The 14899-nt window shown below is 73.6% G+C and carries 12 protein-coding genes; 5 read left to right on the top strand and 7 right to left on the bottom strand.

Annotation, left to right across the window (positions count from 1 at the left end):
* Positions 1-71: 71 nt before the first annotated feature.
* Positions 72-2057, bottom strand: coding sequence for an N-acetylmuramoyl-L-alanine amidase (locus tag AMK27_RS03190; RefSeq protein WP_445194829.1), 1986 nt, complete (start codon positions 2055-2057; stop codon positions 72-74).
* Positions 2058-2355: 298 nt separating this feature from the next.
* The gene (locus tag AMK27_RS03195) at positions 2356-3483 is read right to left on the bottom strand and encodes an aminoglycoside phosphotransferase family protein (protein ID WP_073902474.1); all 1128 of its coding nucleotides are present in this window, start codon (positions 3481-3483) and stop codon (positions 2356-2358) included.
* A 234-nt stretch (positions 3484-3717) separates the two neighbouring features.
* Between AMK27_RS03195 and AMK27_RS03200 the strand changes: the two genes are divergently transcribed.
* On the top strand, positions 3718-5211 hold the full coding sequence (locus tag AMK27_RS03200) for a DNA-binding protein NsdB (RefSeq protein WP_073902475.1): 1494 nt from the start codon (positions 3718-3720) through the stop codon (positions 5209-5211).
* A 212-nt stretch (positions 5212-5423) separates the two neighbouring features.
* Here the strand turns inward: AMK27_RS03200 and AMK27_RS03205 are convergent, their stop codons facing one another.
* Positions 5424-6893, bottom strand: a complete 1470-nt coding sequence (locus tag AMK27_RS03205; RefSeq protein ID WP_073902476.1) for a PP2C family protein-serine/threonine phosphatase — start codon at positions 6891-6893, stop codon at positions 5424-5426.
* Positions 6894-7387: 494 nt separating this feature from the next.
* Between AMK27_RS03205 and AMK27_RS03210 the strand changes: the two genes are divergently transcribed.
* Complete coding sequence (locus AMK27_RS03210) at positions 7388-8395, top strand: hypothetical protein (RefSeq protein WP_198955808.1); 1008 nt, start codon at positions 7388-7390, stop codon at positions 8393-8395.
* A 78-nt stretch (positions 8396-8473) separates the two neighbouring features.
* Positions 8474-9676, top strand: a complete 1203-nt coding sequence (locus AMK27_RS03215) for a threonine synthase (protein WP_073902477.1) — start codon at positions 8474-8476, stop codon at positions 9674-9676.
* A gap of 25 nt (positions 9677-9701) precedes the next feature.
* On the opposite strand, the gene AMK27_RS03220 is transcribed toward AMK27_RS03215, so the two are convergent.
* Positions 9702-10379 carry an NADPH-dependent F420 reductase gene (locus AMK27_RS03220; RefSeq protein ID WP_445194830.1) on the bottom strand — a complete coding sequence of 226 codons (678 nt, stop codon included), beginning with the start codon at positions 10377-10379 and terminating at the stop codon, positions 9702-9704.
* Positions 10380-10564: 185 nt separating this feature from the next.
* On the opposite strand from AMK27_RS03220, the gene AMK27_RS03225 reads away from it, so the two are divergent.
* Positions 10565-11074, top strand: a complete 510-nt coding sequence (locus tag AMK27_RS03225) for a GNAT family N-acetyltransferase (RefSeq protein ID WP_241847287.1) — start codon at positions 10565-10567, stop codon at positions 11072-11074.
* A 37-nt stretch (positions 11075-11111) separates the two neighbouring features.
* Here the strand turns inward: AMK27_RS03225 and AMK27_RS03230 are convergent, their stop codons facing one another.
* A complete protein-coding gene (locus AMK27_RS03230; protein ID WP_073903877.1) occupies positions 11112-11663 on the bottom strand; it encodes a YdeI/OmpD-associated family protein in 552 nt (183 codons plus the stop codon).
* 218 nt (positions 11664-11881) lie between these two features.
* Here AMK27_RS03230 and AMK27_RS03235 point away from each other — a divergent pair, with 218 nt between their 5' ends.
* Positions 11882-12820 (top strand): carbohydrate kinase family protein, encoded by a 939-nt coding sequence (locus tag AMK27_RS03235; protein WP_073902480.1) that lies wholly within the window; start codon positions 11882-11884, stop codon positions 12818-12820.
* On the opposite strand, the gene AMK27_RS03240 is transcribed toward AMK27_RS03235, so the two are convergent.
* Together AMK27_RS03240 and AMK27_RS03245 are read right to left on the bottom strand one after the other, a co-directional pair.
* On the bottom strand, positions 12798-14087 hold the full coding sequence (locus AMK27_RS03240) for an ATP-binding protein (RefSeq protein ID WP_073902481.1): 1290 nt from the start codon (positions 14085-14087) through the stop codon (positions 12798-12800). The genes AMK27_RS03235 and AMK27_RS03240 overlap by 23 nt on opposite strands.
* Positions 14088-14423: 336 nt before the next feature.
* Positions 14424-14777: a DUF805 domain-containing protein gene (locus AMK27_RS03245; RefSeq protein WP_073902482.1), complete on the bottom strand. Its 354-nt coding sequence runs from the start codon at positions 14775-14777 to the stop codon at positions 14424-14426.
* Between the last annotated feature and the right edge of the window lie 122 nt (positions 14778-14899).

Consider the following 14899-nt stretch of genomic DNA (forward strand, 5'->3'; position numbering starts at 1 on the left):
CTATGAACGCCGAAAGGGTGGTGCCGGATCGTTCATCCGCCACCACCCTTCTGCTTTGGGCCATGCTTGCGTCAGGACGGGGAAACCCGCACGTCAGCAGCCTTCACAAAGGCCACTCGATGGCCGAACTGGATCTGGTAGTACTGCTCCTGTCCCCGGACGACCGTGTGGCCGCTGCTGTCGAACACCGGCGCGAAGTAGTACTCGCCCGGGGTCCGGTCGCCCACCACGTACCGCTGCCCCGCGAGCAGCTGGTACGGCAGCGGCGACACCGCCTGCACCGGCACACCCGTCGGATACGCCGAGGCCTCCGGATAGGCCCGCCCGTACACCGGCACCGAGGCCAGCCCCTCGCGGGGCGTCAGGACGAGCCCCCGCGCGTTCACCGCCGTCGGCTCCTTCGCCGGATTGTGGAACCAGGCCTTCTGCCCGAGGTACCAGACCGCCGTCCAGTCGCCCCGGCGCTCCGCCACCGCGTAGCTCTGCCCGGTCGACGCCCGCGCCCCGGTGTCGTTGACCCCGGTGGTCGACTCCTGCCCGTCCGGCCGCAGACCGATGTCCCTCACCAGGGGCGCGTCGGCGCTCGGCGCGGTGTGCAGGCGCACCGCCCCGCTGCCGTGCGGCGCGCACGCCTCGCCTGCCGAGGCACAGCCCGTGTAGACCGGCCTGTGGGACCCGAAGTCGGGCCGGATCGTCACCACACCGGACCGGGGGCCGGCACTCGGGGTGATCGGCCGGCCGAGCAGCGTGAAGTAGTGCGCCCAGTCCCAGTACGGGCCCGGGTCCGTGTGCATGCCCTTGATCGTGGACGTCACCGTCCCCGGCACGTTGTCGTGCCCCAGGATGTGCTGCCGGTCGAGCGGGATGTCGTACCGGGCGGCGAGGTACCGCACGAGCCGCGCCGACGACCGGTACATCGCCTCCGTGTACCAGGAGTCCGGCGCGGTGAGGAACCCCTCGTGCTCCAGGCCCACGGACTTGGCGTTCACGAACCAGTTGCCCGCGTGCCAGCCGACGTCCTTGAGCGCCACGTGCTGGGCGACGTGCCCGTCGGAGGAGCGCAGCGAGTACTGCCACGAGACGTACGTCGGGTCCTGCACCAGCTTCAGGGTGACGTCCCAGGTGGCCTCGGTGTCATGGACGACGATGTAGTCGATCGACTGGGAGGCGGGCCGGTTCGCCTTGTCGTGGTTGCCGTAGTCGCCGTCGCCGAACTCCTCGTACGGCGCCGGGATCCACTCGCAGGCCACCGTGCGCGGACACTCCACGGGCCCGCCGGCCGGCGGGCGCAGGCCGAGTCCGGCGATCTGCGCCGTGTCGGGCGCGACCGCGGGGGCGGCCGCCAGCGTCACCGTCTGCCCGCTGTCCGTCGTCCGCGACTCGCCCGACCGGATCACGTCGAACACGTCGTCCGCGTACCGGGTGGCGGTCGCCGAGTCGTCGGCGCCCGAGTACCGCGCCACCGCCCCGTACCAGTCGGCCGGGTCCGCGCTCGCCGGCCGGCCGGACTCCCGCTGCGCCGCGGCCAGCAGCGCCGCGCCGCCCTCGACGTTCGCGGCCGTACGGGTCCGCAGCTCCTCGGCCGGAATCCCGGACAGCGCGGACGCCCGCTCCAGGGTGCGCAGCCGCGCGGGCAGCGAACCGGCGGACGGGACGGCGGCGGGCTCGGTCGCCCCCGCGCCGGAGCGCACGGCGCGCGAGGAGTCCCCGCGCGGGTCCTCCGTACCGTCCGAGTGGTGCGGCGGCGCCTCGGCAAGCGCCGTCACCGCGTCCGTCAGATGCATCGGACCGTAGCCGCCGGTCACACTCGGCGCACCGCCGTGGGCGTCCCAGCGCGACTGGATGTACGCGACGGCGAGGAGCACGCTCTCCGGTACGCCGTGGCGCGCGGCCGCCCGCGCGAACTGTTCCTGGAGGACACCCGCGTCGGGCGCCTCGGCACCGGCCGGCGGGGCGGCGGACAGGAGCGGGAGCAGCAGGGCGGTCGACGCGAGGGCGACCAGGGCCTTCGGCAGACGACGCGACGGCGTACGTCCGGGGGACGCGGAACGGGGCAAGGCAGCCTCCAGAGGCGGGGGGTGACACCGGGGCGTGCGGGGCCGAACCCGTACAGGGGTATCGGCTCCCGGACGATCCGTCAATCACGCCCACGCACAGGCAAGTTCCCACGTCAGAGCGGGAACGGAGGCAGGCCGGCGGAGTTTCGCGGAGACGGGTCCCGGGCCTGGGACGCGTCAGTGGAGTGGACCATTGGCTCGCCCCGCCGAGGGCGGAGACGCCAGTGCGCCGCGTCCCGGTGTGTCGGCACCGGGCACACGGCGCACCCCCCCCGTGTCGTCGGTCGGGCCCGCCCGTTCAGCGCGTCCCGACCGCCGCGCGCACGGCCCGCCGTGCCATGGCGCAGTCGTCGTGCAGCCGCCTCAGGAGCAGCCGCTGTTCCTCGCCGGGCGCGAGCGCGCCCGTGGGCACCGGTACGGAACCGGCCGGCGGAGCCTCCTTCATGGTGCGCTGCACCGCCGTCTCGTAGGTCCGGATCTCCCGGGTCAGCACGATCATCAGGTTCACCAGGAAGGCGTCCCGGGAGGCCGCGCCCGCCTGCTGGGCGAGCTGACTGATCTGGCGCCGGGCGAGCGGCGCGTCCCCGAGTACGGCCCACAGGGTCGCCAGGTCGTAGCCGGGCAGGTACCAGCCGGCGTGCTCCCAGTCGACGAGGACCGGGCCCGCGGGGGAGAGGAGGATGTTGGAGAGCAGGGCGTCACCGTGGCAGAACTGGCCCATGCCCTGGCGGCCGCCCGCGTGCGACAGCCCGTGGAGCAGCTTCTGCAGGTCGTCCCGGTCCCGGTCGGTGAAGAGACCGAGCTCGTGGTAGCGGGCGATCCGGGCGCCGTAGTCCAGCGGCGCGTCGAACGTCCCGGCCGGCGGCCGCCAGGCGTTGAGCCGGGCGATCGCGCCGAGCGCGGCCCGCACGTCCGCGCGGGGCGGGGCCTCGACGGGGTGGCGCGAGAGCGCCGCCGCCCGTCCCGGCATCCGCTCGATCACCAGCGTGCAGTTCTCCGGGTCGGCCGCGATCAGCCGGGGCGCCCGCACCGGCGGACGGTGGCGGACGAAGGAGCGGTAGGAAGCTATCTCGTGCCGGAACCGCTCGACCCACGCGGGGGAGTGGTCCAGTAAACACTTCGCGACCGCCGTGGTCCGCCCGGTCGTTCCGACGATCAGTACGGAACGTCCGCTGCGCCGCAGCACCTGGACCGGGTTGAACTCCGGGCAGATGCGGTGGACGGAGGCGATCGCGATCTTCAGCTGCGCCCCCTGGGGGCCGGAGAGATCGATTCTCCCGCTGATCGGCTGGGTACCCGTGCCGGTCACCCAGCGCCGCGGCCGTACGGCCTGCGGGGCGGGTGCGAGGTAGGGTCCGGCGCCGGCCGGGACGATCCGGTGCTGCGGCCGGGGCGGGGCGGACACGGAGGACGATGCTGTGTACATGGAGGTGACAGATCCCTTCGTGTGCCGACGAGTTGCGTGCGTCGCCCCGCCCGCCCCCCGGTCCGCACCCTGGGGAATGAGGGCCGGTCGGCGGGGCGGGGTGGCGCATTCCTACCTGACACCCGGGCGCGGGTGGCGGAACATCTCGCGCACCCTGGCGAAGCCTGGCGAATTGTCGCCAGGCCTATGACAGAGGGCTACTGTCAACTCAGCCGAGAACCTGGGGGCTTAGACGTGAGCGGACACACCAACACCCGCCTGGCGGACCTGTTCGGCCTGGCCGGATGGTCCAAGGGCGAACTCGCGAGACTGGTCAACCGGCAGGCGGCGGCCATGGGCCACCCCCAGCTGGCGACCGACACCTCGCGGGTGCGGAGGTGGATCGACCGGGGCGAGACCCCGCGTGATCCCGTCCCCCGGGTGCTGGCAGCACTGTTCACCGAGCGACTCGGCCGTGTCGTGACCATCGAGGACCTCGGGTTCGTACGACACGGGCGCAGCGGAAAGCAGCAGGACGTCAGGAAGACGGAGAACCCTGACGGGCTGCCCTGGGCACCCGATCGTACGGCGGCGGTCCTCACCGAATTCACGGGAATGGACCTCATGCTCAACCGACGCGGCCTGGTGGGCGCGGGTGCCGCGCTTGCCGCCGGCTCCGTACTCAGCAATGCCATGCACGACTGGCTGCAGACCGACCCCGCTCGCCAGCGGGCCCCCCAGCGGGCCAGCGATCCCCTCCACGCCGACCCCGCCGGGTTCGACCGCTACGAGGCCGCCCCCATCGGGTCGGAGGAGATCGAGGCGCTGGAGCACTCGGTGGAGGTGTTCCGTGCCTGGGACGCCTCCCGGGGTGGCGGACTCCAGCGCAAGGCCGTGGTGGGCCAGCTCAACGAGGTGGGCGGCATGCTCGCCTACCGCCACGCCGACCACCTTCAGCGGCGCCTCTGGGGCGTCGCCGCCAACCTGGCCGTCCTGGCCGGCTGGATGTCCCACGACGTGGGCCTCGAACCCACGGCGCAGAAGTACTTCGTGATCGCCGCCCACGCGGCCCGCGAGGGCGGCGACCGGCCGAGGGCCGGTGAGGCGCTGTCCCGTGCCGCCCGTCAGATGGTGCACCTGGGCAGGCCCGACGACGCCCTCGACCTGATGAAGCTCGCCCAGGACGGCTCGGGCGAACGCGTCCTGCCCAGGACCCGGGCCATGTTCCACACCATCGAGGCCTGGGCGCAGGCCTCGATGGGCCGGGGCCAGGCCATGCGCCGCACCCTCGGCGAGGCCGAGGACCTGTTCGTGTCCGACCGGCGCGACGAGGAGCACCCCAGCTGGATGCAGAACTTCGACGAGGCCGACCTGCACGGCATGCAGGCCCTCGCGTACCGCACCCTGGCGGATCACGACCCGGCCGCGGCCGTCCCCGCCCAGCGCCACGCCAAGCTGGCGCTCGAACTGCGGCGCGGCGGGCACAACCGCTCGAAGCTCTTCGACCACATCTCGCTCGCCTCGGCCTGCTTCATCGCCGACGACCCCGAGCAGGCCGACCGGTACGCCCGGCTCGCCCTGATGTCCATGGGGGAGACCTCGTCCCACCGCACCTGGGACCGGCTCCGCGAGATGTACCGGCTCACCGGGCAGTACGCCGGCTACGCGAGGATCGAGCACCTTCGCGAGGAGATCGAGCTGGCACTGCCGAGGTCCCCGGTCAACCGGCCGAGGACGGGGCAGGCCTGAGGCGGCCGAGCGCCGGGGGGCCGGGTCTGCTGTCGATGCGGGGATCGCCGAGGTCGGCCGTGTCGCTGACAGGGTGAGTTCCCTCTGATCGCGCTGCCGTGCCACAGCGTCGTGGTGCGCCGGTGCGTGGGTCCGTGTAGCCCGGAACCACGATCACGGTCACGGGTTGGCGGTCCCGCGAAAGGTCCCGTGTCCCGTCGTCGCCCGGTGGTTCAGTGTCCGACCCGGACAACCATCACACAGGCGTCGTCCTCGCGCTGTTCCTCGCCGAACTCCTCGACGACCGCACGCACCCCGTCCTGGGAGTCCCGTGCCCCGCTGAGGCGCCGGCCGAGCGCGAGCAGTCGTCGCGTACCCGTGTCGTCGTCGGCGCCGCTGCCGCGGGTGAGCCCGTCGGTGTGCAGGACGAGCAGGTCACCGGGGATCAGCCGGGTCTCGGCCTCGCCGTACACGGCTCCGGTCGTGGCCCCGAGGAGGACGCCCTCGGGCCGCCGGAGGACGTGCCCCGTCCCGTCGCGGAACAGCAGCGGGGCGGGGTGGCCGGCCTGCGCCCAGGTCAGGGTCTGGGCGACCGGGTCGTAGCGGCAGCACATCGCGCTGCCGAGGGCCGGCTGTACGGAGGTCTCCAGGAGCTGGTTGAGGTGACCCATCAGAGCGGCGGGCCGGATCCCGGCCACGGCCATGCCGCGCAGCGCGCCGAGGAGCATGGCCATCGAGGAGGTCGCGGCGACCCCGTGGCCCGTCAGGTCCCCGACGGTGAGCAGCGCGTCCCCGTCGGGCAGGGCGAGTGCGTCGTACCAGTCGCCACCGATCAGACCGGTGCTGGCGGCCGGGAGGTAGTGCGCGGCCACGTCGAGAGGGGCGGGCCCGTCGTGGGCGAAGCGGAGCGATCCGCGCCACGGCGGGAGCACCGCTTCCTGGAGCTCGACGGCGACCCGTCGCTCGGTCTGCTCGATGTGGCGGCTGCGCTCCAGGCTGTCCCGGCTCTCCCGGACGGCCCGTTCGCTGCGCCGCAGTTCGCTGACATCGCGGAGCACGGCCCACATCGAGGCGGTGCAGCCGTCGGCGTCGAGGACGGGCTCGCCCGTCATGTGCACGGTGCGCACACAGCCGTCGGTCCGCACGATCCGGAACTCGCCGTCGATCGGCTTCCCGTCGATCAGACAGTCCGTCACCATCGTCTGGAGGACGGGCTGGTCGTCGACGAAGACCATCGTGGGCATCTCGTCCAGTGACATCGGGCCGTTCTCGCGCGTGCGTCCGAAGATCTGGAACAGCTCTTCGGACCAGCTGACCTCGTCGGTCAGGAGGTTCCACTCGGCGCTGCCGACGCGGGACAGCAGGGAGCCGGTGCGCTGCGGGGCGACCTCGCCGTACGCGGTGCCGGGGGCGGTGGGGAGCGAGGTGTCGGGTGCGGTCTCCGCCGGCTCCTCGGTGACGAGCTGCTCGGGGACACCCGCCCGGAGCTGGCCCAAGTGGGCTCCCAGGTCGTCCAGTTGGTGAACGGCCAGGTCGCACAGGGCACGCTGCCAGCGCTGCTGGGGGTCGTCGTCGTTCACCACGGCTTCCCGGCGCACGGCGACGAGCTCGCCGCGCAGGCGGCGGGTCTGCGAGATCAGCGCGTCCACCGCGCCCGGCTCCGGCTGCTGGGCGGGGTGATCCGCGAACAGTGGGGACGGCATGTCGTACTCCGATACAGGCGCGGCACGGCCAGGCCAGGTGGGGAAGTGAGGCCCGGATACGACTGTGGCACAGCGTGGGACGACCCGTAAGGGATTTGGCAACACTCGATCCGGTGGTGCTTCCGGCATATGTCAAAGGCCCAGCGATTATCGGCCAGGGCGCGACGGGTTACGGTTCCGGGGTGGTGAACGACGAGGGATTCGGCCCGGTGAGCACGCGCACGGCGGTCACGGGCGGGGCGACTACGGGGACGGGGGCGGGGGCGGGAGAGAGCGCGACGGGAGCCTCCGGTACGGCAGTTACGCATGTGACGGAGGGGACGCGTACGAGGGGGACGGAAGCCGCCCGGGCGACCCCGGCGGCGGGTACGACGGGTGCGAAGCCTCAGGCCCCTTCCGCCGCTCCGGCAACAGCCGCCACCGCCAACGCCGTCGGCACCGCCACCGGCACCGCCTTTCTGCTCGCCGCGGCCCCCGCCGGGCGCGGGCGCGCCATGGACGCCGCGTCCGTACTGCCGGTCCTCGCCGCCGTCCCGCCCGGAGTCCTCACCGGAACGGGCACCGCCACCCTCGTCGAACTCGCCGATCCGCTCGACCCGCAGACCGTCCTCACCCGCCTGCGCGCCGCCGCGGCGAGCCCCGGTCCGCTCGTGCTCTGCCTCGCCGGACAGCTCCACCTCGACCGCAGGCAGCAACTCCCCCACCTCGCGCTCGCCCGCACCACCCCGGCGACCCTCCGCTACACGGCCCTGCCCTGGCACTGGCTCGGCGCCGAACTCGCCGCCCGCGCACCCGGCACCACGACGGTCGTCGCGGACCTCGCGGCGGACCCCGCCGTCTGTGAACGCCTCACCACCACGCCGGGCTTCCTGCACCTCGGGCCCGGGCCGACCCTCTACGGCAGAGTGACCCCCGCCCCGCGCAGGGGCGAACTCCTCGCCCCCGCCTATCTGCGGTCCTGGGCGGAGCTCTGGCGCTCCGGCGCCCGCCTCCCGTACGCCACGCTCCACGCCGAGTCCGCCGCCCGGGCGGCCGGTGCCACGCCGGAGGCCTTCCTCCTGGCGCCCGCCCCGGTTCCCGCACCGGTCGCGGACCAGGACCCGCACCCCGCGATCCTGGCCGCCGCGACGGCCGGGCGCCACGGCGAGGCGGCCGCGGTGGCAGCGGCCTGGGAGCGCGAGGCCCTGCGCCGCCACGGGCCCCGCTCCGCGGAGGCCGTCCACTGGACCGAGGTCCGGGCCGACCTCGCCCGCCTCGCCGGGGAGCCCGCCCGCAGCTGCGAACTCTGGCTCTCCGCGGCCGAGGCCCGGCTCGCGCTGGGGCAGCGCACGGACGACCCCGACGTCGAGGGAGCCGTGGACCGGGCCCACCACCAGTGGGAACGGATCGTCGACCGGGCACGGGCCCGCGCTCTCGGCCCGGTGCTCATCACCCTGCGACAGCGGGTCCCGGGCCGCCGGCCCGGAGCACTGGCGGCCTTGAAGCGACGCATGGCTGACTGAAGCCCGCCAAGGGACGCCTGGGGCGGACTAGCCCGCCAGGAGCCCCGTACACGATCGCCCCGCACGAAAGGCCCTCGCGTGACCTCGCTCGCCACCACCCAGCGTTCGCTCGCCGACCCGTCCGTGCACCATCCGCTCTGGCCCCCGCTCACCGAGGGCTGCCCCATCACCTCGACCGACGAGGTCGCCCACCCCCTCGACATCGACTACGCCTACGACGAGGTGCCCGCCGACCTGTTCGCGCGCCCCGCCGCCCACGGCCTGGAACGGTGGTCCCCGCTCCTTCCCCCACTGGCGGCGCCGGGGCTCGGCGAAGGCAACACCCCGCTGGTCGAACTCCCCGACGGCGTCTGGATCAAGGACGAGTCCCGCAATCCGACGTGGAGCCACAAGGACCGCCTCAACCGGGTCGCGATCAGCGCCGCGGTCGCCTCCGGAGCCCTCGGCGTCGTCGTCTCCTCCTCGGGGAACCACGGCGCGGCCGCCGCCGCGTACGCGGCCCGTGCCGGACTGCCCTGCGCCGTGTTCACCGCCCCGGACGCCCCGCCCGCCGTGGCCTCCCACCTCCGCGCCTACGGAGCGACGGTGCTGACCCTCCCGTACGAGTCGGTCCGGCCCCTGATGCGGCGGATCGTCGACGAGCTCGGCTTCCAGAACGTCAGCAGCGTCACGGACACCGCCCACACCGGACACCCCTTCGGGCCCGAGGGGTACAAGACGATCGCGTACGAGATCGCCCTCGACCTCGGCCGCGCGCCCGCCGCCGTCCATGTGCCCACCGGATACGGCGAGTTGCTGTTCGGCGTGGCCAAGGGCTTCCAGGAGCTCGTACGGCTCGGGGTCACCGACTCCGTGCCCCGCCTGTACGCCACGGAGCCCGCCGCGGCCGGCGCCCTCGCGGAGGCGCTCCGCACCGGCGCGCCCGTCGCGCGGGTCCCGGTGGGCCCGACCACCGCGTACGCCATCGACTGCGAGGTCAACAGCTACCGCGGTGTACTCGCCGTCCGTGCGACCGGAGGCGCGGCCCGCACGGTGACGGACGCTCAGATGGCTGCGGCCCAAGACGAGTTGGCCGCGCAGGGGTTGTGGTGCGAGACCTCGGCGGCGGCGGGCCTCGCCGGACTGCGTGCCCACGGGCCGCGCGAGGACGAGGGCCCGGTGGTGTGCGTGGTCACGTCCAGCGGCTACAAGGACGTGGCCACCGGAAGGGACACCGCCGCCCCGACGGCCGCGGACTGGGCGACGATCGAGGCGTCCCTGAAGGAGGCGCGGGGGCGCTGAGGCGGCCGGGGCGGGAGGAACCCGACTAGGGGGCGAGGCCGCTCCCGGCCGCGGCCGGCAGGACGACCCGGACGCCGAACTCGTAGGTGCCGGTCGCCCCCGCGATCCCGATGAACAGCAGGGCGAAGTTCTCCTGGCCCCGCGCCGTCGCGATCCCGCCCAGGTCGAGCAGCGCGTCGTCGGTCCAGCCGAGGTCGCGGACCAGACCGCGCACCACCTTCTTCGCCTCCGTGTCCTCGCCCGAGAGGAACACCGTGGCCGGGCCCTCCAGAGAGTCCGGTGCGATCATCACCGTCCGGTCGACGGTGCAGAGCGTCTTCACCACCCGCGTCTCCGGGAACGCCTGCTGGATCTCCTCGCCCAGGCTGACGCCCGGATGGGAGAGGGACCCGTCATCGAGGAAGCCGACCCCGACGTCGAGGACGATCCTGTCGGCGAGCACCTCCGCGCCGATCGACCGCAGCAGTGCCACGGAGGCCGTGCCCGGGGTGGCGTTCACCACCACCTCGGCGTGCGCCGCCGCTTCCGCCGGGCCGCCGACCCGTGCTCCCGACGCGAGGAGCTCCCCGAGCCGCGCGAGCAGCTCCGGGTCGTCCGGCCGGCGTGATCCGAGGACCACGTCGTGGCCGGCCCGCGCCCACGCCGAGGCGAGTGCCTGTCCTACGTTTCCTGTACCGAGGATTCCGATGCGCATGGACGTCATCCTGGCGCCGCCCCCCCCCGCCCGCACCTCGGCCGGGGGACCGTACCCGGGTCCGCCCCTCGCCCTAGGCCTAACCGACGACCGCTCCGACGACCGCTCCGCTGACCGGTCCGCCGACCGGGCCCCCCGGCCGATCCGTCGACCGGAGCCGACGGCCGCGTACCGGGGCTGAGATGATCGGACGTATGGCCACCTCGTCGCTCCCCGCCCCGACACCGGGAACCGCCTCCCTCGCCACGGAGCGGCTCCTGCTGCGCCCGGTGCGCGCCGCCGACGTCCCCGCGGTCACCCGGCTGTGGACGGACCCCGAGGTCAGGCGCCATCTGGGCGGGCCGGTCACCGAGCAGGTCGTACGGATCCGGCAGCGGCGGGTCGTCGGGGCGGCCGGCGTGTACGCGGTGGTGCGCACGGCCGACGACGTCCTGCTCGGCCTCGTCACCGTGGAACCCGAGGCACGGGCGGGGGAGACGGAGGTCTCGTACCAGTTCCTGCCCGAGCACTGGGGCCACGGCTACGCGCGCGAGGCCGTCGCCGCCGTCGTCGAGGCCACGCTCCTCGGCACGCCCTGCGTGGTCGCGCTCACCCAGGAGGCGAACCACCGCTCGCGGCGCCTCCTGGAGGCCGTCGGCATGACCCACGTCTCCTCGTTCGTCGAGTACGACGCCCACCAGGTCCTGTACCGCCGCAGCCGCTGAGCGACGCCCCGACCTCCCGAGGCCCACGGCTGGTCGGTCAGCGGACCTTCTCGCCCGCCGCCAGAGTCGCCACCATGCGTGCGAGGCGCTGCGCCCGGCCCTTCTCGGTGCGGGCCTGCCACAACCGCATGATCACCAGGTACTGATCGGTCCTCCCGAGCCCCTCGTAGAAGGCCCGCGCCGCTTCGTCGGCCGCCAGCGCCGCCGCGAGGTCGTCCGGTACGGTCGCCTCCGCCTGGGAGGGGTACGCGGACTCCCACCGGCCGTCCGCCTGCGCGGCCCGCACCTCCGCGAGGCCCGGCTCACGCATCCGGCCCGCCGAGGTGAGCACCGCGACCTTGCGGACGTTCACCTGCGACCAGAGGCTCCGCGACCGGCGCGGCGTGTACTTCTGCAGGTAGTAGGCCCCGTCGCCGCCCTTGCGCTGCCCGTCGATCCAGCCGAAGCACAGCATGCAGTCGAGGATCTCCGGATTCGTCAGCGACGTGCCTCCCTTGTCCTTCTTGGCGATCCTCAGCCAGACGCCGGGCCGGTCGGCATGGTGGTCCTCCAGCCACGCCTCCAGCTCCTCGGTCCGGGTGACGGTCATCAGCTCGAGTCCCTCGTACTGCTCCACCGGAGCGGTCCCCCTGTCGTCGCCGTGTCGTCGCTCTGCCCGCGCGGCCCTCGCCGATCGGCACCGGCCGCCGTCGTCCCGCGTCGCTCCCGCACGTCGTACGGGAGCAGGCGTGACCACGATATTCGCCCCGCCCCGCGATCGTCCGGGCCCCGCCCCGGTGCGTCACGGCGGCACGTACCATCTGACCCATGTCCTTCCTGGTGATCGGCGAATGCGTCGCCGACATCGTCCGCGCCCCGGCCGGCTCGCCCGTCGCGGACCGCGTCCACCCGGGCGGCAGCCCCGCCAACGTCGCCTACGGCCTGGGGCGGCTCGGCAGGGACGTCACCCTGCTCACCCAGCTCGCCGACGACCCCACCGGCCGGCTCATCGAGGCCCACCTCACGGGCGCCGGCGTACGGGTCGAGGTCGGGGACGTGCCCGAACGCACCCCGTCGGCGGTCGTCGCCCTCGACGCGCGCGGTCAGGCCTCGTACACCTTCGACATCGCCTGGACGCTGAAGAGCGGCGCGCCGGCCGGCCTGGCACCCCGTCATGTGCACATCGGCTCGATCGCCGCCGTCACCTCGCCCGGCGCGTCCGCCGTGCTCGCGGAGACCGAGCGCCTGCGGGAGCGCGCCACCGTCAGCTACGACCCCAACGTGCGGCCCGCGCTGATGGGGGAGCACGGGCCGGCCGTCACCCGCGTCGAACGCTGCGTCGCCCTCAGCGACCTGGTCAAGGCGAGCGACGAAGACCTGGCCTGGCTGTACCCGGGCGAGGATCCGCGCGCGGTGGCCGCCCGCTGGCTCGCCCTCGGCCCTGCGGTCGTCCTCGTCACCCTGGGGGCGGCCGGGTCGATCGCCGTCACCCGCCGTCACACGGTCGCCGCCGAGGCACCGCCGGTCACCGTCGTCGACACGGTCGGCGCGGGCGACTCCTTCATGTCCGCCGTCCTCGACGCACTCGCCGGGCGGGAGCGGGACGCCCTCGCCGCACTCGGCGCCGAGGATCTCGCGCGGCTCCTGGGGACGGCGGGCGCGGCAGCCGCCGTCACCGTCTCACGGGCCGGCGCCCGGCCGCCCGACCGGGCCGAACTGGACGCCGCCCACGGGGCGTTCGCCCTCAGACCCGGGCGTGGGTGGTGATGTCCGAGGCGAACTGCTCGACCATCTCCGGGGTGACCGTCGGACGGCACTCGCCGATGGCCGCCAGATAGTCCGCGGTACTCGCCCCGGGCACCGGACCCTCGCCGCCCCGCCCGCCGACGGCGAGCAGGTCCCGCTCGAAGGAGGCCTGGGCGGCGATCCGGGCCGCGTGCTCGATGTCGGCCGGGGTGAACAGGTCGCTCGCCAGGACCAGTTCGTCGATGTCGACGTCCGTCCTGCCGTCGGTGTACCGGGCCCAGATCGCCGCCCGCGCGGCCTTGTCGGGCGTACCGATCGGGATGAGGTAGTCGAAGCGGCCGGGCCGCAGGAACGCCGGGTCCAGCGAGCGGATCGAGTTGGTGGCGCAGACGAGCAGCCGCTCGTCCCGCTCCCTGAACCCCGGTATCAGCTTGAGCAGTTCGTTCGTCACCCCGTGCATGCCGCCGGGCTGCGCGGGCTCCGAGCGTACGGGCGCGATCTCCTCGACCTCGTCGATGAAGACGAGGACCCGCTCCAGCTCCGCGATCCGCGCAAAGGCGGACCGAAGGGCGGCAGCGAGGTTCCCCTCGTCGGCGAGGCGGGACGGCAGGATCTCCACGAAGGGCCAGCCCAGCCGGGAGGCGATCCCCCGTGCGAACGTCGTCTTGCCGGTGCCCGGCGGGCCGAACAGGCAGACCGCGCGCGGCGGCCGCACCCCGTGCCGGCCGGCCCGCTCCGGCTCGGCGAGCGGCAGCACCACCCGGCGCTCGATCAGGTCCTTCTCCCGCTCCATGCCGGCGACCTTGGCCCACAGGTCGCCGGGCAGGAGCCGACCGCCCAGATCGTCGAGGAGTCCGGCGGCGGGACCGTGCAGCGGCTCCACCTTCTCGAAGTACGCGACGGCGGGCTGGCGTGTGTAGCCGGCGTTGAGCAGCCCCTCGCCGAGCAGTTCCTCCTCCGGCAGGACGTAGGCGATCCGCCCGACCCGGGCGGCCACCAGCCGCCGCTCCAATTCCACGAGGAGGGCGCTGGCGAGACCGCGGCCGCGCCAGGCCGAGGAGATCGCGATCCGCATGACCCACGCCCGCTCGCCGGAGACGGAGGCGAGTGCGGCGCCGATGGGCACGCCCTGGTGGACCGCCACCACGGCGGGCTGGCGGGTGGTCAGGGCGCTGATGCACTCGGCCAGCGAGAACACGGACTCCTGGCCGAGCTCCGCGGTCGTGTCGATCAGATGGACGACGGCGGCGAGATCGCTCTCGCGGTAGTCGTGGATGTGCCAGTTCACCGGTGGTACCGCCCCTCGTTGGTGCCGTTGCGGCGAGGCTAGGCGGGGCCTTCGGTCCGGGTCGTGCGCCATCCTGCACAAGGCGGAGCGGGCGAACGCGCCGTGGCGGCTCTATGCGGCAGGGGCAGCGGCACCGCGGGGTGCGGCGGGGCCGCCCGTCCGACAGGGCTGCCCGTCCGGCGGGGGAATGCCTTCCGGTATGCGGAAGGCCCCCGGAGGAATCCTCCGGGGGCCGTATGCGTGGGGCGAGGCCTTCGTCGAACCGGACCTTCAACAGGTCGGGACCTCGGCCGGCCGGGACCGTCGGCGGGTCGGGACCCGCCGCGGCCGGGACCGTCAGTAGGCCGGGGCCAGCTTCGGGTTCGGGCCGTGCGCGTTCTCGTGCTGGTCGCCCTCGGAGGCCGCGAAGACGATGAGGACGATGAAGCCGACGATCGGCACCAGGCCGATGAGGATCCACCAGCCCGAGCGGCCGGTGTCGTGCAGACGGCGGACGGTCACACCGAGGGACGGCAGGAAGACGGCGAGCGAGTAAAGCGTGCTCAGGAGCGAGAAGTCGAGCGCGACGCCGATGATGGCGAGCACGATCGCGATGATGATGTTGAACAGCTCGAACATCCAGAATTCCTGGCGACGTGCCCGGCCGCTGAAGACCGCGTACTTCTTGATGACGTCGAGGTACCAGTTCACTTTGTCCCCCCAAGGACTGGGTATGCGTGCGGGAGCCTGTCCCTGTGGAGCAAGCTTTACGCAGAACTTAGGTGGCTGAAACCACATGGGTCAATTCGTTACCGTGCGGTGGCCGTTCCGGG

It is taken from the genome of Streptomyces sp. CB02009 (genome assembly GCF_001905825.1).
GTDB lineage: Bacteria > Actinomycetota > Actinomycetes > Streptomycetales > Streptomycetaceae > Streptomyces.